The organism is Rhodococcus sp. MSC1_016, assembly GCF_023667485.2.
Classification (GTDB): Bacteria; Actinomycetota; Actinomycetes; order Mycobacteriales; family Mycobacteriaceae; genus Rhodococcus_F; species Rhodococcus_F oxybenzonivorans.
Genome location: NZ_JAMOZI020000001.1, coordinates 3,658,180 through 3,680,983 on the forward strand (window position 1 = coordinate 3,658,180; position 22,804 = coordinate 3,680,983).

A 22,804-nucleotide genomic window follows, 5' to 3' on the forward strand; every position below is an offset into this window, starting at 1 on the left:
GCTCACCCTCAGTCTTCGAGCGCCGCGCGATGCTGGTCCCGATCGACACCGCGAATCGTGAGCAGAGCGATCACGCTGATCACGGCGCAGCCGAGTGTGTAGTATGCCGCGGACAACGGATCACCGGTCGCCGAGGCCATCCAGGTGATGATGTACGGCGCTGTGCCTCCGAACAAGGCCACCGAGAGCGCGTAGGTGACGGAAATTCCGGTGGCTCGGTTTCGTGTGCGGAAGCGTTCGGAAAGGAAGGCCGGCATCGGTCCCCCCACTGCACCGATAAGCACCCCAGCGAGCGCAAGCGCGGTCAGACCACCCGCGAAACCGAAGTTGAGCATGGCATAAAGGGGATAGGAAAGCACCACAACGGCCACTGAACCCCCCAGTAGGACAGGACGACGCCCCACTCGATCGGACATGGCACCGAAGATCGGCATGGAGATTGCCGCGATGAGCCCGGTGATCAGCGCGAGCAGGTAGGAGCGTTCGAAGGACATCTCGAAGCTTTTCGACAAGAACGCCGGCATCCCGACCATGAAGGTGTTTCCGACCGCGTTGTAGACGACGACGGCACCCATCGTGACGAGAAAGTAGATCAACGAGCGTCCTTGCGGTGCCGACGAAACCTCCGACGACGAGTCATGCGCTGCGCGTTCGATAGTCATGTGCTTGAAGTGCGGTGTCTCGTCGACGCGCATCCGCAGATAGAGGATGACGACACCCATTGGGGCGGCGAGCAGGAAGCCGACTCGCCATCCCCACGACGCCAACTGAGCGTCGGAAAGGGCAATCGCCAGCACTGTTGCCACCCCACCACCGAAAACGAATCCCAATGTGGTTCCTACGAAAGACCAGGACCCGTACACGCCGCGTTTGTTCGACGGTGCGGACTCCACCATCAGTGAAACGGCGCCGCCCATCTCACCGCCGGCCGACAAGCCTTGGCCGACACGGCAGAGAGTGAGCAAGATCGGCGCCAGCATCCCGATGTGGGCGTGCGTGGGCAGGAGTCCTATACCCGTGGTGGCCGCGGCCATCAGCCCGATGATCATCGCCAGTACGGGCCGGCGTCCGATTCGATCGGTCAAACGACCAAAGACGACTGCGCCGACAGGACGCAGGAAGAACGCCAGCGCGAAGATGAGGAACGTCGACAGGATCGCCGTCGTCGGATTGCCGGAAGGAAAGAAGAGTGGCGCGAAAATCGGTGCCATATATGCGTAGATAGCGAATTCGTACCATTCGACGAGGTTGCCGAGGGACCCGGCGATCAGCGCCTTCCGGGAGGCACGCAGATCGAGCACCCTCTCGGCAGAGGAGTCCGAGGTAATGGCGTGAGTCATTGCGATTCCGTTCTGGTGAGAGCCAGCGAACCACCTAGTGGGATCGGCTGACACTGGTGTGTGATACACGGCACAGCCAGGAATGAGGCTCGCACATCCACCGTTTCCTGTCAACGTCGATGTAGATCAATTGCCCGATCGTGTCCCGCGCTGCATTCCCTCGATTTTCAACTCACACGTTGACAAAGTGAGCGACCGGCTGCGACCATGGCAACAACGAATAATCAACGCGAACGTTGAACAAGTCGTCATCGCTTGATTCTCTGCCGCTACAACGTTCGGCCCCCGCGAGAGGTAGTCAGATATGCAGACAGCCAGTCCGGTCACATCCGCAACCGCGACCGAGTCGAGTCAGTTCAACCCGGACCGCCTCAGTGAGTCCGAGGTACGGACTGCGGTGTCCATCGCGAATGTCCCCGCTCTGCTCATGGTGGTCTACCAAATGACCGGACACGAGAAGTGGCTCGAGCAGCCCTACCGCCCCACACGCGGCAAGGGTCTCGGCGACCACGACTCCGGAGGACTCACCGAGGAGATCCAGGAGGAAATTCGCCAGGCGGCAGTGCAGGCAATCCTGGACTTCCAGGCTGGAGTCAAGCCCGCGATCGAGGCACCGACAGCCGAACAGACAGTCCGGATGATCAGCGTCTGCATGGGTGAGCCAGTCGCAGACCAGTACGGTCCGATGTTGTCGCTGGAGCTGGCGCGGCGCGCAGCGCCGAACGCCCCCGAGCTCGCACTCCCCCCCGTCGAACCACCCGTCGGATTCAACGTCATCGTGATCGGCACGGGTGTCGCCGGCATCGCAGCAGCTCATCAGCTCGAAGACATGGGCATCGATTACATAATTCTCGAAAAGCAACCGGAAGCCGGCGGCAACTGGTGGCAGAACACGTACCCCGGCGCCGGCGTCGACACCCCCAGCCACCTGTATTCCTTCTCGTTCGCCAAGAACGACTGGAACACCCACTTCGAACTACGCAACGAACTTCAGGAGTACTTTGGGCGCGTTCTCAAGGAGGTCGGCGGCAACGAACGAGTCCGGTACAGCACCGAAGTTCTCGCCGCGACCTATGACGAGACGTCACGAGGGTGGCACGTTGAGGTACGAAACGCTGACGGATCGATCGAGACCCTGCGCTCCAATGTCGTCATCAGTGCTGTCGGTGTTCTCAATCGGCCGGTAACACCGAATCTCCCCGGCATGGAGAGCTTCCGCGGAACGAGTTTCCACTCGGCCAACTGGCCCGAAGGACTCGAGGTCGAAGGCAAGCGGGTCGCCATCGTCGGCACCGGCGCCAGCTCGATGCAGATCACTCCCGCCATCGCGGATCGGGTCGAGCACCTGACGGTCTTTCAGCGCTCACCACAATGGGTGGCACCCTTCGAGAAGTTCCGGATGCCCATCCCCACGGAACTTCGGCGACTGTTGCAGTCGTGCTCCCTCTATCACAGCTGGTACTGGATTCGACTGTTCTGGCAGTTCGGCGACAAGGTCATCGAGTCCCTGCGCGTCGATCCCGAGTGGGAACACCCCGAGCGGTCTGTCAACGCTCGGAATGATGCGCACCGTGAGTACTTCACGCGGTACATCACTGCGCAGGTCGGCGACCGTACCGACCTCCTCGACAAGGTGATGCCCGACTACCCCCCGTTCGGCAAGCGCATCCTGCTCGACAACGGTTGGTACGAGGCCCTGCGTCGGGACAACGTCGACCTCGTCAACGAATCGGTCGCCGCCGTGACCGAGACGGGACTCGTCAGCGCATCCGGAGCCGAGATCGACGCCGACATCATCGTCTGGGCCACGGGATTCGAGGCTGCCCGCTTCGTCTCCTCGCTCGATGTGCGCGGAGTCGATGGACTGTCCCTGCGAGAAGCATGGAATGATGACGACCCACGGGCGTACCTGGGCGTCTCGGTTCCCCAGTTCCCCAACTTCTTCATGCTCGGCGGCCCGAACTCCTTCCCCGGTAGCGGCAGCTTCATGTTCTTCATGGAAGTTCAAATGCGGTACATCCGGGGCCTACTGACCGAAATGTTCGAACAGAACATCGCCGCCATCGACGCACGAACCGATGCAACCGAACAGTACAACGAGCTCGTCGACACTACCCATGCCCGCACCGTCTGGACCCACCGTGGGATGTCAACCTACTACCGCAACTCACGCGGACGAGTCGTCTTCGTCATGCCGTTCCTCAACGTCGAGTACTGGGAGATGACGCGACGGCCCGACCTGGAGAACTACACAGTCAGATGATGGTCGAACACCAGTGAGGGACTGAAGTCCGCCGCGCGCGACTCACCCCCGAAGCCGGTGCCGGTGTTGAAAACAATCACACCGGCGCCGGCATTGAGGTGTACCGATGTCGACCACCGGGCATCCCAGTGAAGCCCGCCTGGAAATTGTCAGCCTCAGTTGACCGCTCAGTTCGGGTCTTCGCTGTGATCAGCATCCGCGCTGTGATCAACGGACGGCTCCTCGAGGGCGTAGGCGACTGCGGGATCGAACCCCAGCAAAGCACCGTACTGATGCGCTTCGTGGTACCTATTCGGACCGAGTGCTTCGCGGGTCAACGCCTGGTACTCGTCGTGGTAGACGGTCAGGTTGTGGAACAAGACTGCGGAACTACCCACGGCGCGACCCATCGCCTCGGCCGCCCCCATGAGTACGGCCGCCCGCTCGTACGTCTGTCGTCGGCATGCGATCCATGACAAAGCTTCCAAACAGACAGCAGCAGTGAGCGGCTCGTCCACCCGTCGAGTCAGCCGCAAACATTGCTCGAGGTGCGGCTCTGCACCGTCGAAGTCATCCTGCTGAACTGCCGCGACTCCCCTCGCCCACAATGAGTAAGATCGATATACCGACTCACCGCGGGATTTCGTGATCGTGAGTACTTGCTCATGGCAAGCGATAGCCCGAGGAGCGTCACCGTTCAGCTGGTACGCCAATCCGAGCATCATGAGAGTCCAGACGTGCAAGGCGGAATTCTTTTCCTCCTTGAACACTCTGAGGGCTTCTTCCAAACGCGAGCATGCGCGAGGAAGATCGCCACTGTAGATCGCGTAGAGCCCATCGGCATGGGCAATCCGCGCATGAGTCACCTTGTCGCCAGGCATCTGCGCGACCAGTGCTTCTCCCTCCGCGACGAAGTCAGCTGCGACAGAGAGATCGCCCTGTATTTCGGCGAGAACGCTCGCGGCATACAAGGCCTTGACACGTTCGGCCGTCGAATCCTGGGTCTTGCGCGCGAGTGCACGACCGAGCCAGTTGCGTCCTTCGTTGAACCGGCCACGGGTGAGCCAGAACAGCAGCAGCGTCGCCGTCATGGTCAGGCTGGATTCGATCGCAGCATCGTCATCCCTGGCCAAGCTGAATTCCAACGCCTCTCGCAAATTCGAGTTTTCACGTTCGAGACGAGTGATCCACTCCAGTTGGTGTGCACTGATCCACTCTGCCTCGGCTTCGACTACCAGCCGCTGATACCAGTCGTGGTGACGCCGACGCAGGTCCGCGAATTCGGCTGTCTCTTCCGCCTTCTCGCGGCCATATTCACGGAGCGTCTCGAGCATCCTGAAGCACACTGTGGTGCCCCATTCCTCGCGAATCAGGATCGACTTGTCGACTAACGATGCCAACGCATCGAGTAGGTCTTCCGGTGACATCCCCAGGCCGCAGATCCCATTCGCGTCATCCAGTTCGAACACTCCGGCGAATACCGAAACCCGAGCCCACACCTGCCGTTCGCGGGGGGTGCACAGGTCATAACTCCAGTCGACCGATAGGCGCAGTGTCTGTTGCCGTGTCGGTGCACCACGACTGCCCACGGTCAGCAGTCTGTATCTGTCCGTGAGACGTTGGAGGACTTGATCCAAAGACAGCGCCCGCAGTCGGGCCGCAGCCAACTCGATCGGCAGTGGCAGACCTTCGAGTCGTTGACAGATTCGAGTGATGGTCGGCCGATTATCATCGGTTAACTCGAACCCCGGAACTGCCGCCGTGGCCCGCTCCATGAACAGCATCACACCGTCGTATTCACTCGGCGTCGACGCGAGTGAATCAGTCTCTGCATCAGGGACCGTCAGCGGCGGAACGCGCAGAACTGCCTCACCGCCGATACCCAGCGGCTCGCGACTCGTCGCCACGATCTTCAGCTCTCCGCACGTGCGTATGAGCGTCTCAGTCAGTACCGCGACTGCGTCGACGAGATGCTCACAGTTGTCGAGCACAAGCAGCATGTTCTTGGGAATGAGCTGCTCGATGATCACGTCCACAAGGAACCGGGAGGAATGATCCCGGATCCCCACCGCGGCGGCCACCGCGCTCACCAATAGCGATTGGTCTTGCAACTCGCCCAGTTCGACCAAGACGGCACCGTCTCGGAACTGACCATTCAGGTCCGCGGCCAACCGCAACGCGAGGCGGGTTTTCCCGACGCCACCGATACCCGTCAGCGTCACCAGTCGTGCGTCCGACAGCATCCGCTTCGTTTCGTCCAGTTCGCGCCGCCGACCCACGAAACTAGTCGTTTCCAGGGGGATTTTCCGTGCGGGCATCCGCGAAGTAGGTCCCGGCTGGGGTCGCCGCACATTGTCCGGCTCACCCGGCAACGCCATGTCGTCGACGGGGAACCCCTCGCGAAGCTGCACCTGCCGCAGCTGTTCGCCGAACTCAGCTGCAGTGGCCGGACGATCGCGCGGATTTGCGGCCATAGCGCTCTCGATAACCGAACTGACGTCCGAATCGACACCATGCTCGCGGGGGTCGGGAGCAGCCTGTGTGGTGATCCGGAGGAACTGAGCCACCACCTGCTCTCCGCTGCGGCGCTCGAACGCGGCGTGCCCGGTGACAGCGCAGAAAAGCGTGGCTCCGAGGCCGTAAATATCCGAGGCAGCGCTCGGTGTACCGCCCCCGAGCACCTCGGGCGCGGTATATGCCGGCGATCCGGTGACCGTACCGGTAGCGGTGTGAAACCCGCCCGCAATATGGGCGATGCCGAAATCGGTGAGCACCGGCTCACCGTAGTCGGTAAGGAGGATGTTCCCGGGCTTGACATCTCGATGAAGGATGCCCGCGCGGTGCGCGTTTCCAACGCACCCGCGATCTTCACCCCGACACGAAGCGCTTCGGATTGAGTCATCGGCCCTTCCCGCCGCACCCGCATCTCGAGCGAGTCCCTCGAGTAGTACGGCATCACCAGATACGGGCGGCCACTGCCGGTCGTTCCGACATGCAGGATGCTGACGATATTCGGGTGACCCGTCAAACGGCCCATCGCCCGTTGTTCACGGAAGAAACGGGCACGATTGATCTCGTCCAGGTCAGCCGTGAGGACCTTCACAGCGACTACGCGGTCCAGGTCTGGCTGTGCACACTTGTACACGACACCGAAGCCACCCTTACCGATCTCCACAGGATGTTCGAACCCGGCCGCAGTCAGCTCCGTGGTGAGATCAACGGGCAGGTCACGTTGCGTAGCAAATGGGTCGCCCGCGACCATCCCTGCACCTATTGCTCTCATCGCTCAGCGCTCTTCGGATGCGTCGACGGGTCACGAAGGATCTAGCGCTGTCGACGCTGATCACAATGGGTACCGACAGAGACTTCGGGACCGGGCACGACGTACGAACACCCTTGCACGATCGTGCAACACATCCCATGCGATCACCTCCCACGTCTACTTCCAGATTACGAGGTTCAGCTCCCGGATTCACCCCTGTCAACGGGCCCTACCGCGGTCCTGGACCAAGTGCGGCGGCCGGTACATTCCGAACACTCATTACGAGCACCGGGGAGAGTCCCCACCCCCCGTTCAGCGGGTTCCGGCGGAGCATGCTCCCTGATCGCCCACCGTATGGCATCAGGGTGATCTCCTAGCGGTCACCCCGATGGCGCGGTAGCCCTGCGCCGATTGCGGCTCTACTGCTGTAATCGAGGGTGGAGTTCGTCGAGGGTGAGGGCGCACGACGTTGTCCCAGTGTCATTCTGGTCAGTCCAGGGTCAGTCGGCTACGCGTGCGGGAACGGCATGCGCGAGGCCAGGATATGGAGTTGGGTGTTCGAGAAGACGGTGATCGACGGCATTGCTTTCGACGACACGGCCGCGGCGGTGGCGCGCCCGGACAGCGGCCTGGGACCCGCTGGCCGGGCTGCGGCCGATCGGGATCGACGAGATCTCGTACAAGAAGGGCCACAAGTGTCTGACGGTCGGCGTCGACCACGACTCCGGCCGGCTGGTGTGGGCGGCCACCCTGTCCGGGTTCTTCGACCTGCGCGGGCCCGAACGGTGCGAGGATCACCCACGTCACCTCGGACGCGGCCGGTTGGATCGGGTCGTTCGTGACCCGGTCCTGCCCGGATGCGGTCCGCTGCGCCGTCCGTTCCACATGGCCTCCCCGCCCCGATTGCGCGTCAGTTTCCGATCGGCTCTCGAGGGGCTGGCCGGCGTACGCAATTTGCCCCCGGCGGACGAGCCGAACCTATTGGGCGAGCATGCCGGCGTCGATAAGGTGTTCGGCACCGGTGATGTACGAGGATTCGTCCGAAGCAAGGAAGAGCACGAGATTGGACACCTCGTTCGGATCGGCGATTCTTCCCAAAGGGATCAGTCCGAGCGCGTCACCGCCCGATTCATCGGTAGCTTCCACCATCATCGGTGTCTGGATAAAACCCGGATGGACGGAATTGACCCTGATATTCTTCGGCCCATACTCGATCGCGGTTGCCTTCGTCATGCCGCGTACCGCGAATTTGCTCGCAACGTAGGCGAGGCTGGGAAATCCGTAGTTGGCCGCGATTCCGGCGATGGACGAGATGTTGACGATGGCGCCGATTCCTGCGTGTTCCATGGACGGTAGGACCGACTTCATCCCGTAGAAGACCCCGTCTTGATTGATCGCGCACACAGTCCGATAGTCGGCCTCACTCAGTTCTGCGGTCTGTGTAACGGGTCCGAGAATACCCGCGTTGTTGACGAGGACCGTGATGTCACCAAAGGCACGGACGCTGTGTTCGACCACCTCGGTCCACGACTGCGGATCAGTGACATCGTGATGAAGGAAAAGGGCATTTTCCCCAAGATCTTCGGCCAACTCTTTGCCAGCGGCATCAGACAAGTCCGTCAAGATGACCTTGGCGCCCTCCTCGACGAATCTCCGGGCGTGGGACGCCCCCATTCCGCGAGCCGCCCCGGTGACGAGTGCGACTTTGCCGTCCAGTCTGTCCATAGGTTGATTCCTTCTGCGAGAGTGTGCGACTTCAGGACTTCGATTCGTGGCTGCAATCGAGCTGGCTGATAACTACCGGAGATAGGCGAAGTCAGCTCAGGCAATGCGAATGTGACGAGCGTCGCAGAAGATAACCGCCCTGTCAACGTCAACGTAAATGTAAACATCCGCCCATAGATGCCTAGAACGCGGTTAGCCGACTACATGTGCGTTGCCGACGAAGGCTGTCGCTACCTGGTGGCGGCCAGTCATTCCAAGCTTGCGGAGGATCCTCACGACATGGCCCTCGACCGTGCGGGGAGACAGGACCATCCGCGCCGCGATCTCTTTGTTCGACAGTCCATCCGCAATAAGCCGGGCGACTTCGAGTTCGCGCGGTGACAGCAGTGCGGCAGCTGACGACCCCGAAGATCTGTGCTCGATAGGCACTTCCTCTTTCAGGGCAAAACGGACCATCTCCGGTATCGACATCTCCGCCCCACGGCGGCGACATTGTGCGAACCGCTCATCCCCGAGGCCGGTGCGGGCGGTCGACTCGAACTCGGCGCGCCGCTCCACCCAATGCCGGGATCCATAAAGTTGCATGCCGAACGACTCCCACATTCGCGACGCCGCGCCGAGAAGGACCGCCGAACGTTCTTTCGACCCTGCGGCCGCCTCCGCCCAGCTGAGCAGGTCAGTTACCAGAGACGTGCCGACCACGTCGTCGAGAAACTCCCTTTTCAGGGCGAGGCTTTCCATCGCACGGCGCAGTGCCTCATCGTATCGTTCATCCGCCAAGGCAGCGAGACCGAGGCCATAAACGGCATAGGACAGCATCCATCGCTCCCCCGCGAGTTCAGAGTGCGCACGTACAAACTCGAAATGCTCGAGCGCGCGCACAGTGTCCAGGGTGGAGCAGTAAAACATCCCCATTTCAATATGGAGTGCCCACAGCAGATCGATGTTCTCGGGCAGTTCCTCATACCTGTTCAGAGCGTCTTTGAAGAGCGGTTCGGCCGACTCGAAGTCACCGTCCAGGTAGTCCTTCAGTCCTTTGGTCTGCGTTGCGAAGGCTATGGTCGCGTCGTCACCGCACGCCGAGGCGAGTCGGATCGATTCGTCGAGAACCTCTGACGCCGCCGACCGATCGCCTTGCATTGTCTGGACCAGTCCCAGGGTCGCCAGCAGCCGGCCTCGGCGAGCTGTGGGAGCGGTATCTCTCTCGGCGATACGCATCAACCACATCCGATGCTCACGCACCGAAAATCCAGAGGACCAGAGGAACCAGGCCGTTGAGACGAGTTCGGTGGCGGTGGAAAGCATCTTGTCGCTTCCCGCCGATAGCGCGGTGTGCAAGGCCTTGCGCAGATTGGCCCGGTTGCTTCGCAGCAATTCACCTGCCCGCTGCTGTCCGGAGCTCGCCCAGGACTCGACGGAGGACCTAACAAGCGTTGAGCACGACTCGAGGTGCCTCAGTTGTAGTGCGTCGGCTTCGGTCGGACTGAGCTTCCCGGCTCCGTATTCGCGGATCGTTTCAAGCATGCGGAATCGGGCCGAATCACCCCTCTGCTCGCGTTGCAACAGCGATTTCCCCACGAGTGCGGAGATGCCGTCGAGGATCAATTGCGCGGGTAACTCGTCGTCGCTACACACCTGTTCGGCCATCGGTAGGTCGAACTCGTCGACGAAGACGGACAAGCGCGCCCATAGCTTTTGCTGGGCCGATGTACAGAGCTCATAACTCCAATCGACCGTGGCCTGCAAGGTGCGATGCCGTTCGGGTCCGGACCGATTTCCGGTTGTCAGCAGCTCCAGCCGTCGATCGAGCCGCTGCTCGAGGTCTTGGACCGAAAGCACGCTCAATCGTGCGCAGGCGAGTTCGATCGACAGCGGAATACCGTCCAGCTGGCTACATATTCGACGGACAGTGTCGCGATTGCGATCGGTGATGGAAAAGCCCGCAAGCACTGCTGCCGCTCGGCTTTCGAATAGCTGGAGGGCGGCGCCGACGGATCCGGAATCGTCGGAGCGTGTCGTCGAGAGTGGTGCCAACGTGAAAACGTGCTCGGCTGGGACAGCGAGACGTTCACGACTGGTGGCGATGATACTAACCTGCGTCGTGTGGCGAAGTAGGTAGGCGACAAGGTCCGCACAGGAATCGACGATGTGCTCACAGTTGTCGAGAATGATCAACATCTGCTTGTGCCTGAGGTAGTGAACCAAGACCTCCTCGAGCGGACGCCCAGGCAGGTCGGGTTGACCGATCCCCAGTCCGTCGAGGACCTCCTGAGCAAGAAGCCCCGATGTCTTCAAAGACGCCAGTTCAATGAAGCGCACGCCGTCCGCGAATGCCCTCCGGAAGTCGGTGGCTGTCTGAACAGCGAGGCGGGTCTTTCCGATGCCGCCAGGACCGGTAATCGTAATCAGGCGTGTAGTACCCAGGAGCCGCCGGAGGGCGAACAATTCCCCGTCTCGACCGACGAACCCCGTCGAGAAGGTCGGAATACTGCTGCCGTACTGGGGATACGGAGCGACTTCTGGTGGCTGGTTCGACGATTCCGACCGAATGTGGCGCACCAACTTGGCAAGGGTGTTCCGTGATCTGTCCCAACCAATAGCACGGTGAATGTCGGCGATGCTGATGTCCGGGTCTTCGGCCAGCAGAGTCCGAATCGCCGGTTCGAAGGCGTCGGCGACCGACCCCTTCCGGGGACGGTGGTCTGTGGGCGGCTCGTCATAAGCAAGTGCGCGACGAACAGTGTTCCGCGACATACCGAGACTCTCGGCAATGCCCTTGATCGTTGCGCCCTTCGCGTGCAGTTCGCGTATTTCGCGCCATTCGTCGGCGTTCACGATGCCTTCCTGGGTACCCCGCGCGGCGTGGAGTCAGGGAACCCCGTCCACTGCGCCATCGTGACACTGTGCAACTACGGGGTCAAGATCTGACAGCATGTGACACGACGCCGGCCATGACGCGCAGACCAGCCGCGAAACCGGCTCTGACCTGCACGAAGATAGCTCTCGTACGAGCCCGACTAGATGCGTAGTGGATCGCGTAGAGGAACGGGTTCCATACACGCCGCGGAGTCGGCAGAGTGATGGGCACCACACCGACGCGGAGTTCCGATGAGGAGCTGTTCCGTTAGTCGGCGGCTCAGCGCCCGGCGGATGGAGGACACTCCGCCGGCATCCGATGGAACTCCCCTGGTGTTCACGATCGAGCGAGGAACGACATGGTTGACAATGGTGACTGGTGCGAGGTGCTACCGGTTGCAGATCTCCTGGTCCGCGGGGCCCGGAGCCATCCTGACCGGGACTTGATCGTTTTCCCGGACAGCCGATACACCTACGCAGACGTGCTCGAACGGGCTACACACGTTGCGCGGGGACTCATCGCCCTCGGGGTACGTCGGGGCGACCACGTCGGCCTGCTCGCCCCGAACGGAATCGAGTTCATCGAGGGCTTCTTCGGCGCGGCGCTGATCGGCGGTGTGATCGTTCCGCTCAATGCCCGACACAAGGCCAGTGAGCTCGGGTACATCATCCGAAACGCGGACTTGGCCGCACTGTTGACGGTGTCCGCGGATGACGCTTATGTCGACTTCGTCGATGTCATGCGCGACGCTCTTCCATCATTGGCCGAGGCCGCCACGGACCGGGACCTGCACCTTCCGGAGGCACCCCTGCTGCGGCAGGCGGTACTCCTCCGCGGTGAGAGCAACAACCGAGGGTTCATCGGCCGCTCGACGCTTGATCGGTTGGAGGAGACCGTTCCCCCCTCGGATGTCGATCAGATTCGGCGGCGAGTCAGAATTCGCGACGCCGCAGCAATCCTGTACACCTCAGGCACAACTGCGAACCCCAAAGGCTGCATCCTTACCCATGAGGCTTTGACCCGCGGACCAGTCGAGCGCGCCGGCAAACGGCTCGTGACGAACGATCGCCACATCAGCTGGGCAGGTGGACCGCTGTTCCACATCGCCGCACTCTCGCCACTGATCGGAGCGATGGGTGCCGGAGGCACTTATGTCACCGACGTCTATTTCGAACCCGGTCGCGCCCTGATGCTGATGGAGCGCGAGCGTCCAACCACTGGTTGGCCGTGGTTCCCCGCGATGATGCAGTCGTTGCTCGACCACCCCTCGTTCGACGCATCAGCGCTCGACTCACTTCGCTATCTATTCTTGATAGGACCTCGCGTGCTGATCGAGCAGGTTCAGCAAACCTTCCCCACCGCAGAACTCGTGGCCGCGTGCGGGATGACCGAAACCGCTGGCATCTACGCGCTCAGCGAGCGATCCGACACCATCGCCGACCGCTCGGGAACCCAGGGCAAGGCTGCCCCTGGAATCGAGCTGCGCATCGTCGATCCCGACACCGGCGCCGAACAACCTCAGGGCACCCCGGGCGAAATGCTCGTGCGCGGATACTGCGTCACGGAGGGCTATTACAAGGATCCGATCAAGACAGCAGCTGCGATCGACGCGGATGGGTGGTTCCACACCGGCGATTTGTACAGCCGGACCGAGACGGACTGCCTCGTGTTCCACGGCAGGCTGAAGGACATGCTCAAGGTCGGCGGCGAGAACGTTGCGGCCATCGAGGTCGAAGCCTTCCTGTGTGAGCATCCGGCCGTCAAGGCCGCGGCCGTGATCGGCCGACCCGACGAGCGTCTCGACGAGGTTCCCGTCGCATTCATCGAGATTCGCGCAGGCCACACCGTCGAGCCCGATGAACTGATCGAGTTCTGCCAAGGCAGGATCGCGCGGTACAAGGTCCCCCGCGCGGTGCACGTCGTCCAACCCGATGACTGGCCGATGTCCGCGACCAAGATCAACAAGCGCGCACTCGTCGAGCGCCTCGCGGAAATAGAAACCGGCGTCGGCGCGCTCTAATCCTGCTCCGTAGTTATTCATCCACAGTACGACCATTCCGAATCATGTCTGGAGAAGTACGTGACAACCCCGGAACAAAACATAGAAATTGCGAATAATTTCGCCAAGGTGTTCTCGACAGGAGACGTGGATGCCATCCTGGATTGCCTCCACCCCGATGCGACTTACTGGGTGTCAGGGCAGATCGAGGGAATGTCGGGCAACTACGACAAGAAGCGACTTGGTGAACTCCTCCGCGGTGTAACGAGCATCTATAGAGAAGGCGCACTGCAGATTACAACTACAGGTGCCGTCGCTCAGGGTGACCGAGTTGCCGTCGAGGCGGAGTCCTATGCAGAACTCAACAATGGCCGCGTCTACAAAAACCAATATCACTTCTTATTCGAAGTCGCTGACGGAAAAATTATCCACGTCAAGGAGTACATGGACACCAAACACGCTTACGACATCTTCTATTCCTGAACCGACCCGCCCGGCGAGGCGCGTGGCCACAAAGTCCTCGCCCAGGAACACCCTCACCCGATGAAAGGACAGAACAATGGCAATGGAAACAGGACTCATCGTTCACCCGTACATGCGCCCCGAGCGGACCGCGCGCCAGACGTTCGACTGGTGCGTAAAGCAGGCCATCGAGACCGACAAGATCGGCTTCGACTCGATCATGTTCTCCGAGCACGCATCACAGCGTTGGGAAAATATCCCCAACCCAGAGTTGATCATCGCAGCAGCCGCACGCGAGACCGAGCGGATCAAGTTTGCGCCGATGGCTCACATCCTTCCCCACCACAATCCGGCGAAGCTCGCGATCATGGTGGGCTGGCTGTCGCAGATCCTCGAGGGCCGGTACTTCCTCGGCGTGGGTGCCGGCGCCTATCCGGACGCCTCGTACATTCATGGCATCAAGAACGGTCAAGACACCCAGTTCACCAACGAGATGGTCCGCGAGTCCCTCGACATCATGGAGAAAATCTGGAAACGCGAACCCTTCTTCTATGAAGGACGTTTCTGGAACGCCGGCTACCCGGAAGAGAAGCACGGCGACGAGGGCGACGATCAGCACAAGCTGGCCGACCTCAGTCCGTGGGGTGGTGCACCGGAAATCGCCGTGACCGGATTCAGCGCCAAGTCACCGTCGATGCAGTTCGCGGGCGAGCGCGGATTCCGACCGATGTCGATCTTCTCCGGGCTGGACGCCCTGAAGATGCACTGGGACATCTACTCCACCGCCGCGGAGGCCAATGGGCACGTCACTGATCGTTCGCGCTATCACGTGTCCCAGACGGTGTTCGTCGCTGACACGGACAAGGAGGCCAAGCGGCTTGTGATGGAAGGGCCTATCGGATACTGCTTCGAGCGCTACCTCATTCCGATCTGGTGGCGCTTCGGCATGATGGACGGATTCATCAAGGACGCCGGAGCGGACAGGGCCGATGTCGATCTCGAATGGGTTGTCGACAACGTGTTCTGTGTGGGCTCGCCGGACACCGTGGTAGACAAGATCAATACGTTGTTCGAGGCCAGCGGCGGATGGGGCACGCTGCAGATCGAATCCCACGACTACTCCGACGATCCCGCCCCCTGGTTCAATTCTCTCGCGATGATCCAGAGCGAAGTCGCGCCGAGGATTTCCCTTCCGCAGCCCGCCGTCTCCGCCGGATAACAAAGTCGAACCAGCTTCCGGGGGCCTGCTCCGCGCACCGGATCAGGCCCCCGGAAGCTGGTCTCCAGACCACTCACTCGATTTCGAGCCACGAACGCAACGGCCGATCGGAGCGTGGCGGTATAGCCAGTTCGCCAGGATGCGGGAGTCAGGAATTCGGCTCGTTGCGGTAACCGCTTCTACTCGATCAACGGCATTCACATCTCGCGCTAGGACGGCTACCAGGCGTCGCCTCTGACACCGCACTCGAATTTCGTGAACACACGTCGAGACATATAGGAGCAGGCATCAGCATGGCAACGATCAAAACCCGCGGAGCGATCCTGCGCGAACAGCCAGGTAAGTTCGAGATCGTCGAACTGGATCTGGACGAGCCTCGGCAGGGCGAACTACTTATCAAGATGGCAGCATCCGGTCTCTGCCACACCGAGGCCAGCATCGCCGCGGGACACATGGGCATCGGCCACTTTCCGATGTGTGTCGGACACGAGGGAGCCGGCGTTGTGGAGATGGTCGGCCCGCATACTCCCGGCTGGGAGGTCGGCGACCATGTCGTACTTTCCTGTTTACCGCAGTGCGGACGCTGCAAGATGTGCGCAACAGGCCACGGCAACCTCTGCGACCTCGCACAGCACTTGATGCTCGGCTCCCGATTCGATGACCCCCAGAGCTGGCGGATGTCCCTCGACGGTAAACCGGTCGGTCAGTGGTGTGGTGTTTCTACGTTCTCCGAATACACCACAGTAGGCGTGGTATCCGCAGTCAAGATCGACAAAGCCATCCCCCTCGACAAGGCCTGCTTAGTGGGGTGCGGCGTCAACACCGGGTGGGGATCCGGTTTCAACATGGCACAGCCGGTCCCCGGAGACACCGTGATCGTCATGGGCATCGGTGGCATCGGCGCCTTCGCCTTGCAAGGAGCCCGTCACGGCGGTGCTACCAACGTCATTGCAGTTGACCCGGTGGAATTCAAGCGATCGAAGGCACTCGAGATCGGCGCAACACACACCGCCGCCGACATGACCGAGGCGACCGAGATCGCCCGAAACTTGACCAACGGGCAAGGCGCGGCGGCAACCATCGTCACCGTCGGCACCCTCGAGCCCGAACACATCACCGAAGCCTTCGATTCCGTCGCGAAGCGCGGCACCGTCGTACTCACTGCGCTTGGCGACTCGTCGCACATCGGACTGCCGATTTCTCCTTTCGAGCTGACGCTCTATCAGAAGCGAATTCAGGGATCGATGTTCGGCGGAGTATCCCCGATGTGGGACGTCACCAAGATGCTGGACATGTATAAGGCCGGCCAACTCAAACTCGACGAAATCATCACTCGCACCTACTCCCTCGACGAACTCGATCAGGGGTACGCCGACATGCACGCTGGCCTCAACATCCGCGGCGTCATCATCTACTGATCCTCCGATGCCGCTAGCTACAGCGACGCAGACCTCGAGCGGCATGCATGCCGGAACCAACCCGGGCACGTCGACAACTGTATCCGGGTCGGTTTCGGCAGTCATCGTCGAATAACGACTTCATAAGATGTCCAAAAACCCTCTGCACGAATGCGATCGCCGACTCCTGATTGCGACACTGCACCCCCGCGTAGGAAACTCGCATAACTTTTCGAAGGGCTCAATATGACCGACGCTGTCATCGTGGACGTCGTCCGCCTCGCCTCCGGTAAGGGCAAGCCGGGCGGCGCGCTGTCCGGCACCCACCCGGTCGAACTCCTCGCGCACGTGCTGCGCACCCTGGTCGAGCGCAACGGCATCGACCCCGCGCAGGTCGACGACGTGATCGGCGGCTGCGTTTCTCAAGTCGGTGAGCAGGCGGTGAACATTTCGCGTACCGCGGTGCTGTCGGCCGGCTTCCCGGATTCGGTCCCGGCTACCACGATCGACCGGCAGTGTGGTTCGAGTCAGCAGGCGGCGCACTTCGCGGCGCAGGGCGTTATCGCCGGCGCCTACGACATTGTGATCGCCGCCGGGGTGGAGTCGATGTCGCGGATTCCGTTGGGCAGTACGACACTCGGGCAGGACACCTCCGGTCCCGGTATCGCCGTTCGTTACCCCGAGGGCCTGGTCAACCAGGGCATCTCGGCCGAACTGATCGCCGCGAAGTGGAAGTTCGACCGCGACACCCTCGACGCCTTCTCGGCGCAGTCGCATCAGCGTGCCGCCGACGCCGCCGCGAAGGGGCTGTTCGACAAGGAAATCCTGCCGATCGAGGTGACCAACGCGGCCGGTGAGACGGTGACGCACCTCGTCGACGAGACCATGCGCGCCTCGACCACCGCGGAGGGGCTGTCCGGGTTGAAGTCGTCCTTCTACTCCGAAAAGTACGCGGCCCGGTTCCCCGAGGCGCAGTGGCACATCACCCCGGGTAACTCGTCGCCGCTGACCGACGGCGCATCCGCGGCGCTGATCATGAGCGAGAAAATGGCCTCGCAGATGGGGCTGACGCCGCGGGCGCGGTTCCACTCGTTCTCCGTTGCCGGCGACGACCCGGTGTTCATGCTCACCGCCCCGATCCCGGCGACGAAGAAGATCCTCGCGAAGTCGGGGCTGAGCATCGACGACATCGACGCCTACGAGGTCAACGAGGCCTTCGCGCCGGTGCCGCTGGCCTGGGCGCACGAGTTCGGTGCCGACCCGGCCAAGCTGAACCCGCGCGGCGGTGCCATCGCCCTCGGCCACGCGCTCGGCTCCTCGGGCACCCGCCTCCTCGGCACACTGGTCAACCAGCTCGAAACCACCGGCGGACGCTACGGCCTGCAGACCATGTGTGAAGGCGGTGGGCTGGCAAACGCCACCATCATCGAACGCATCTGACCCCGACACCCAACAGTGTTTCCACCGGTGGCCAAGACCCTCGATCCAGAAGGCAAGCAGCGGCATTGGCCGTCCAATTCTTCGCCATACACGGCCACAACTATTCACGGTCGGCAATGCGTCAGTTGTCCAGAACAGAGGAGAACCAATGAACATCACCGAAGCCGTTGCCGTCGTCGCCGGTGGAGCATCCGGCCTCGGCAATGCCACCGCCCGCACCTTGCACGAGCGTGGAGCACACGTCGTATTGCTGGATCTGCCATCCTCCGGAGGAGACGTCGCTGCGAAAGAGATGGGCAAGCGCGCCTACTTCGTGGCCGCCGACGTCACCTCGTCTGGTGACGTCCAGTCGGCGATCGACTTCGCCGCATCCCTCGGTGATTTGCGGGTGGTAGTCAATTGCGCCGGCGTGGGAACGCCAGGCAAGGTTCTCGGAAAGAGCGGACCCCTTCCGCTCTCAGATTTTGAGCAGGTAATTCGCATAAACTTGATCGGAACTTTCAACGTGCTTCGACTTGCAGCCGAGAGGATTGCGCAGACCGAGCCGGTGGACGGCGAGCGTGGCGTCATCATCGACACCGCATCCGTAGCAGCATTCGACGGTCAGATCGGTCAGCCGGCGTACGCGGCATCGAAAGGTGGAGTCGCGGCAATGACCTTACCGATTGCCCGCGAACTTGCGCGCCATCTCATCCGAGTAGTCACCATCGCACCCGGAATCTTCGAAACGCCGATGCTGGCCGGACTTCCCGAGGATGCGCAAACCTCACTCGGCAAGCAAGTTCCACACCCATCTCGCCTCGGCCGAGCCACCGAGTACGCGGCTCTCGCGGCTCATATCGTCGACAACGCCATGCTCAACGGTGAAACCATCCGCCTCGATGGGGCCATCCGCATGGCACCGAAGTAGACAGCGGCTCTATCGCTTGGGCGGCGTAGTCGGACTTCGAGGTCAACGTGATAACTGGCTGCCGACGGCCGGACCGCCGTGAGGAGATCGGCACTTCGGTGCCGGCTTCTGCCTCCATACCTGCCACGCCTGGGCCGACGGAACCAGCGACCCGGAACTGCTCGCCGAGGTCGTACGCGGAAGATCCTCTCCGAACCGCACTCGACCAGTACGGTGAGCTGATCCGCCGAACGAGGAGGAACACCGTGCGACGCACACTTACGGCCATCCTGATCGCCGCTGTGACCGCCCTGTCCCTGGCAGGATGCAGCAATTCCGACTCCGGCCCGGTCATCGACCAGGTGCGCGAGGCGGGCGTCCTCAAGGTAGGCACCGAGGGCACCTACACCCCGTTCAGCTATCAGGGCCCCGACGGCCAGCTCACCGGCTATGACGTCGAGGTCATCCGCGCCGTCGGTGACAAACTCGGTGTGTCCGTCGAGTTCACCCAGACCCCGTGGGACTCCATCTTCGCCGGCCTCGAGGCGAAGCGGTACGACCTGGTCGCCAACCAGGTCACCGTGAACGACGAGCGCACCCAGAAGTACGACCTGTCGACGCCGTACACGGTGTCGGAGGGTGTGATCGTGACCCGCGCCGACGACAACTCGATCACCGGACTCGACGATCTGAACGGAAAGACCGCAGCACAATCCGCGACCAGCAACTGGGCCCAGGTCGCAAGGGACGCCGGGGCAAACGTCGAGTCCGTGGAGGGCTTCGTACAAGCGATCACACTTTTGAAGGACGGACGAGTGGACGCCACCGTCAACGACAACCTCGCCGTCGCGGAGTATCAGAAGCAGACGAATGACGCGGGCGTGAAGATCGCGGCCGAGACCGGCGACACGAGCGAACAGGCCTTCGCCGCCCGGAAGGACAGTGGTCTGATGTCCGACATCGACAAGGCACTCGCCGACCTGCGCGCCGACGGCACACTGGCGAAGATCTCGGACAAGTACTTCGGCACCGACGTGTCCGCGCCGAGTAACTGAGCCGGCACGCACGAGGAGCGCCGGAGTGGACGACGCAACGATCCAACTGATCCTGGACAACCTGTGGCCGATGCTGAAGGCCACACTCACCATGACGATTCCGCTGACCCTCGTCAGCTTCACCATCGGTTTGGTCATTGCCCTGCTCGTCGCGCTGGCCAGAATTTCCTCGATCACGCCGTTGTCGATCGCGGCCCGCTTCTACATCTCGATCATCCGGGGCACACCGTTGCTGGTGCAGCTGTTCATCGTCTTCTACGCGTTGCCGCAATTCGGGGTGACGCTCGAACCGTTCCCGGCGGCGGTGATCGCGTTCAGCCTCAACGTCGGGGGTTACGCCGCGGAAGTCATTCGTTCGGCGATCCTGTCCATCCCGAAAGGTCAGTGGGAAGCCGCCCAGACCATCGGCATGGGATACACCACGACGTTGCAGCGGATCGTTCTACCGCAGGCGGCCCGCGTCGCCGTTCCGCCGCTGTCCAACACGCTCATCTCGCTGGTCAAGGACACCTCCCTGGCCTCGACGATCCTCGTCACCGAACTTTTCCGCGTCGCGCAACTCGCCGCCGCACCCACGTTCGACTTCTTCGCCCTGTACGGTGTCGCGGCGCTGTACTACTGGGCGATCTGCATCGTCCTCTCGGCCGTTCAGGGCCGACTCGAGGCCCGACTCGACAGGTATGTGGCCAGATGACCGACACTCGCACCCCACTGCTCAACGTTTCCGGCGTCGAGAAATCGTTCGGTGAACATCGAGTGCTGCGCGACATCAGCTTCGAGGTTCTGCCCGGCACCGTCACCGTGATCATCGGCCCGTCCGGTTCGGGAAAGACCACGGTGTTGCGAACACTCAATGCGCTGGACCGCGCGGACGCCGGCGTGATCTCGATCGGTGAGGTGTCGGTCGACTTCGCTGCCCAGGTGGACCGGTCCACCTTGGCTCGGTTCCGGGCACAGAGCGGCATGGTGTTCCAGGCCCACAACCTGTTTCCGCACAAGACGGTGCTTCAGAACGTCACCGAGGGTCCGGTGGTCGTCCAGAAGCGGCCGAGAGAGGAAGCGCGCGCCGACGCCCTCGCACTGCTCACTCAGGTGGGGCTGGCGGACAAGGCGGATCAGTACCCGTATCAACTCTCGGGTGGCCAGCAACAGCGCGTCGGCATCGCTCGAGCACTCGCACTGAAGCCCAAACTGATGTTGTTCGACGAACCGACGTCCGCACTCGACCCCGAACTCGTCGGCGAGGTCCTCCGCGTGATCCGTGATCTTGCGACCGAGGGCTGGACCATGGTGATCGTGACTCACGAAATCCGGTTCGCGCAGCAGGTGGCCGATCAGGTGCTGTTCATCGACGGCGGCGTCGTTCTCGAACGCGGTACGGCGAAGGACCTACTGACGAACCCGACCGGGCAGCGGCTACGGCAATTCCTGCACCGCATCCTCGATCCGCTCTGATCATCAGCGAACGGCCTTCTCCAACAGCACGACGCTGGGCCATTCGACCTCGAAGTCGCGGCGGCCCACCAGGAAGAAACCCTGCTCCTCGTAGTACGTGCGCAGTCGGCTGTTGGTTTCCACGCACTCGAGTCGGACGACGGACACGGCCTCACTCCGGGCGTGCTCGTCCACCCACCGCAACAGTTGCGCTCCCAACCCTGGGCTCGCATGGCGGCGATCCGTCATCACCCGCGCGACGTAGGTAGCGGGAACCTCGTCGTCGACCCAGATGTCGGGATCTGCGCGCAGCACGCGCAGGGCGCCCGCCACGATTCCACCGGAGCGCGCGACGCGCCATTCTCCGGCCTCGATCTGCTCACGCACATCGGCGAGCGACACATCACCGCGGCACGGCGGGTCGATCTGCTGCTCGGCAAGCCAATCCTCTGCGTCCCAGTGCATCTGGACGATGTCTTCCGCCTGATCCAGCACTGCCCGCTCCACCGTGACCGCCATGCACTCACAGTAGCGACCCCACGGTGAAATCAAATCACCGCTGCGCCCGTGTCGATCTGCGGTGATGTGACCGGGATTACAGTGTCCGCGTAGCCGCTGAAGCTCTATCTGTGCATGTGTGGCAGAAGCAGGTCTGCCTGCCCGACCTCGACGGGGGCCTCGTCGAGCCATTGCGCAGTCTGCTCGCGGGCCCGCCGTATCAACTCGTCCGCGTCGCCGAAATCTGCGGGGCTGGTGTCCAGTGGGCAGAGGGGTGGCACGACCTTGATGTCGGCGGCGCCCTCATAACGTTCGATGTCGAGTGCGAGGCGTTGATTAATCGCGAGCGTCACCCCGAGCAGAGCCATCCCGAGTGCGCTGCGGGGAACCTCGGACAGCGTGCAGGCATATCCGGTGGGCAGTACCCACACCGTCGTGGCACCGAGTTCGATGGCATGCGAGATCGGGGTGTTGTTGACCACGCCACCGTCCACCAGCGCGCGACCCTCGACGACTACCGGCGGGAGAATCCCCGGAATGGCAGCGCTGGCAAGGACGGCATCGACAGCGGGACCGCTCGACAGCCGAACGTCCTTGCCGGTCAGCACATCGGCGGCGATCACGTGGAGCGGGATCGGAGCGTCCTCCATCCGCCCGAAGCGCAGGTGCTTTTCGAGGATCCGCCGGATTCCCCGGTTGGAGACCAGATGATTGTCGATCCCGACGAAACCCACGAAGCCGGTGAACAGGCCGGTCGGGAACACCGAGCTCCGCTTCAGCCCGCGCCACAGATCGGCCAGTTCACGTAGATCCGATTCCGAGGACCCGGCCGCCAGCCAAGCGCCGTTGAGCGCTCCCACAGAAGTTCCGACGATGAGATCGGGGCGAATTCCCCTGCCTATGAGGGTTTGCAGCATTCCGACCTCGATGGCTCCGAGGCTCGCTCCACCCGACAGAACGAATGCGGTCGTCATGTCGCCACGGT

The 22,804-nt window shown here is 62.1% G+C and carries 17 protein-coding genes and 2 pseudogenes; 12 read left to right on the top strand and 7 right to left on the bottom strand.

Features of this window, described 5'->3' with window-relative positions; genetic code table 11:
* Positions 1–8: 8 nt before the first annotated feature.
* A complete protein-coding gene (locus L1080_RS16865; RefSeq protein ID WP_250776216.1) occupies positions 9–1,340 on the bottom strand; it encodes an MFS transporter in 1,332 nt (443 codons plus the stop codon).
* Between the two features lie 304 nt (positions 1,341–1,644).
* On the opposite strand from L1080_RS16865, the gene L1080_RS16870 reads away from it, so the two are divergent.
* Positions 1,645–3,603: an NAD(P)/FAD-dependent oxidoreductase gene (locus L1080_RS16870; protein ID WP_250776218.1), complete on the top strand. Its 1,959-nt coding sequence runs from the start codon at positions 1,645–1,647 to the stop codon at positions 3,601–3,603.
* Between the two features lie 167 nt (positions 3,604–3,770).
* Here the strand turns inward: L1080_RS16870 and L1080_RS16875 are convergent, their stop codons facing one another.
* Entirely contained in the window at positions 3,771–6,476 is a 2,706-nt protein-coding gene (locus L1080_RS16875) for a protein kinase domain-containing protein (protein WP_308202199.1), read from the bottom strand.
* A gap of 14 nt (positions 6,477–6,490) precedes the next feature.
* Positions 6,491–6,703, bottom strand: a pseudogene (locus L1080_RS16880) (protein kinase); the annotation flags it as partial.
* Here L1080_RS16880 and L1080_RS16885 point away from each other — a divergent pair.
* Both L1080_RS16885 and L1080_RS16890 read left to right on the top strand, forming a co-directional pair.
* Complete coding sequence (locus L1080_RS16885; protein WP_308202200.1) at positions 6,599–6,910, top strand: hypothetical protein; 312 nt, start codon at positions 6,599–6,601, stop codon at positions 6,908–6,910. The pseudogene L1080_RS16880 and the gene L1080_RS16885 overlap by 105 nt on opposite strands.
* 537 nt (positions 6,911–7,447) lie before the next feature.
* Positions 7,448–7,718 (top strand): annotated as a pseudogene (locus L1080_RS16890) (transposase); the annotation flags it as partial.
* Positions 7,719–7,822: 104 nt separating this feature from the next.
* On the opposite strand, the gene L1080_RS16895 reads toward L1080_RS16890, so the two are convergent.
* Both L1080_RS16895 and L1080_RS16900 read right to left on the bottom strand, forming a co-directional pair.
* A complete protein-coding gene (locus L1080_RS16895; RefSeq protein ID WP_250776225.1) occupies positions 7,823–8,569 on the bottom strand; it encodes a glucose 1-dehydrogenase in 747 nt (248 codons plus the stop codon).
* A gap of 192 nt (positions 8,570–8,761) precedes the next feature.
* Positions 8,762–11,404 carry a LuxR C-terminal-related transcriptional regulator gene (locus tag L1080_RS16900; protein ID WP_250776227.1) on the bottom strand — a complete coding sequence of 881 codons (2,643 nt, stop codon included), beginning with the start codon at positions 11,402–11,404 and terminating at the stop codon, positions 8,762–8,764.
* A 380-nt stretch (positions 11,405–11,784) separates the two neighbouring features.
* On the opposite strand from L1080_RS16900, the gene L1080_RS16905 reads away from it, so the two are divergent.
* From L1080_RS16905 to L1080_RS16945, 9 genes are all read left to right on the top strand, one after another.
* On the top strand, positions 11,785–13,446 hold the full coding sequence (locus L1080_RS16905) for a class I adenylate-forming enzyme family protein (RefSeq protein WP_250776229.1): 1,662 nt from the start codon (positions 11,785–11,787) through the stop codon (positions 13,444–13,446).
* 60 nt (positions 13,447–13,506) lie between these two features.
* Complete coding sequence (locus L1080_RS16910; protein ID WP_250776231.1) at positions 13,507–13,908, top strand: nuclear transport factor 2 family protein; 402 nt, start codon at positions 13,507–13,509, stop codon at positions 13,906–13,908.
* Positions 13,909–13,984: 76 nt separating this feature from the next.
* A complete protein-coding gene (locus L1080_RS16915) occupies positions 13,985–15,106 on the top strand; it encodes an LLM class flavin-dependent oxidoreductase (protein ID WP_250776233.1) in 1,122 nt (373 codons plus the stop codon).
* A 302-nt stretch (positions 15,107–15,408) separates the two neighbouring features.
* Positions 15,409–16,524 carry an NDMA-dependent alcohol dehydrogenase gene (locus L1080_RS16920; protein ID WP_250776263.1) on the top strand — a complete coding sequence of 372 codons (1,116 nt, stop codon included), beginning with the start codon at positions 15,409–15,411 and terminating at the stop codon, positions 16,522–16,524.
* A gap of 225 nt (positions 16,525–16,749) precedes the next feature.
* Entirely contained in the window at positions 16,750–17,943 is a 1,194-nt protein-coding gene (locus tag L1080_RS16925) for a thiolase family protein (RefSeq protein ID WP_250776235.1), read from the top strand.
* Positions 17,944–18,091: 148 nt separating this feature from the next.
* A complete protein-coding gene (locus L1080_RS16930) occupies positions 18,092–18,853 on the top strand; it encodes an SDR family NAD(P)-dependent oxidoreductase (protein WP_250776237.1) in 762 nt (253 codons plus the stop codon).
* 245 nt (positions 18,854–19,098) lie between these two features.
* Positions 19,099–19,887 carry an amino acid ABC transporter substrate-binding protein gene (locus tag L1080_RS16935; protein ID WP_250776239.1) on the top strand — a complete coding sequence of 263 codons (789 nt, stop codon included), beginning with the start codon at positions 19,099–19,101 and terminating at the stop codon, positions 19,885–19,887.
* A 25-nt stretch (positions 19,888–19,912) separates the two neighbouring features.
* Positions 19,913–20,581, top strand: coding sequence for an amino acid ABC transporter permease (locus L1080_RS16940; RefSeq protein ID WP_159920481.1), 669 nt, complete (start codon positions 19,913–19,915; stop codon positions 20,579–20,581).
* Positions 20,578–21,342 carry an amino acid ABC transporter ATP-binding protein gene (locus L1080_RS16945; protein WP_284708731.1) on the top strand — a complete coding sequence of 255 codons (765 nt, stop codon included), beginning with the start codon at positions 20,578–20,580 and terminating at the stop codon, positions 21,340–21,342. The genes L1080_RS16940 and L1080_RS16945 overlap by 4 nt, the downstream gene beginning before the upstream one ends.
* Before the next feature lie 3 nt (positions 21,343–21,345).
* Here the strand turns inward: L1080_RS16945 and L1080_RS16950 are convergent, their stop codons facing one another.
* The gene (locus L1080_RS16950; RefSeq protein WP_250776241.1) at positions 21,346–21,840 is read right to left on the bottom strand and encodes a GNAT family N-acetyltransferase; all 495 of its coding nucleotides are present in this window, start codon (positions 21,838–21,840) and stop codon (positions 21,346–21,348) included.
* Between the two features lie 104 nt (positions 21,841–21,944).
* Positions 21,945–22,793, bottom strand: coding sequence for a patatin-like phospholipase family protein (locus tag L1080_RS16955; RefSeq protein ID WP_250776243.1), 849 nt, complete (start codon positions 22,791–22,793; stop codon positions 21,945–21,947).
* Between the last annotated feature and the right edge of the window lie 11 nt (positions 22,794–22,804).

Bases quoted from the DNA above. Each gene is read 5' to 3' on its own strand.
- L1080_RS16865 (WP_250776216.1), bottom strand. From the start codon at position 1,340: ATGACTCACGCCATTACCTCGGACTCCTCTGCCGAGAGGGTGCTCGAT.
- L1080_RS16870 (WP_250776218.1), top strand. From the start codon at position 1,645: ATGCAGACAGCCAGTCCGGTCACATCCGCAACCGCGACCGAGTCGAGT.
- L1080_RS16895 (WP_250776225.1), bottom strand. From the start codon at position 8,569: ATGGACAGACTGGACGGCAAAGTCGCACTCGTCACCGGGGCGGCTCGC.
- L1080_RS16905 (WP_250776229.1), top strand. From the start codon at position 11,785: ATGGTTGACAATGGTGACTGGTGCGAGGTGCTACCGGTTGCAGATCTC.
- L1080_RS16915 (WP_250776233.1), top strand. From the start codon at position 13,985: ATGGCAATGGAAACAGGACTCATCGTTCACCCGTACATGCGCCCCGAG.
- L1080_RS16925 (WP_250776235.1), top strand. From the start codon at position 16,750: ATGACCGACGCTGTCATCGTGGACGTCGTCCGCCTCGCCTCCGGTAAG.
- L1080_RS16930 (WP_250776237.1), top strand. From the start codon at position 18,092: ATGAACATCACCGAAGCCGTTGCCGTCGTCGCCGGTGGAGCATCCGGC.
- L1080_RS16945 (WP_284708731.1), top strand. From the start codon at position 20,578: ATGACCGACACTCGCACCCCACTGCTCAACGTTTCCGGCGTCGAGAAA.
- L1080_RS16950 (WP_250776241.1), bottom strand. From the start codon at position 21,840: ATGGCGGTCACGGTGGAGCGGGCAGTGCTGGATCAGGCGGAAGACATC.
- L1080_RS16955 (WP_250776243.1), bottom strand. From the start codon at position 22,793: ATGACGACCGCATTCGTTCTGTCGGGTGGAGCGAGCCTCGGAGCCATC.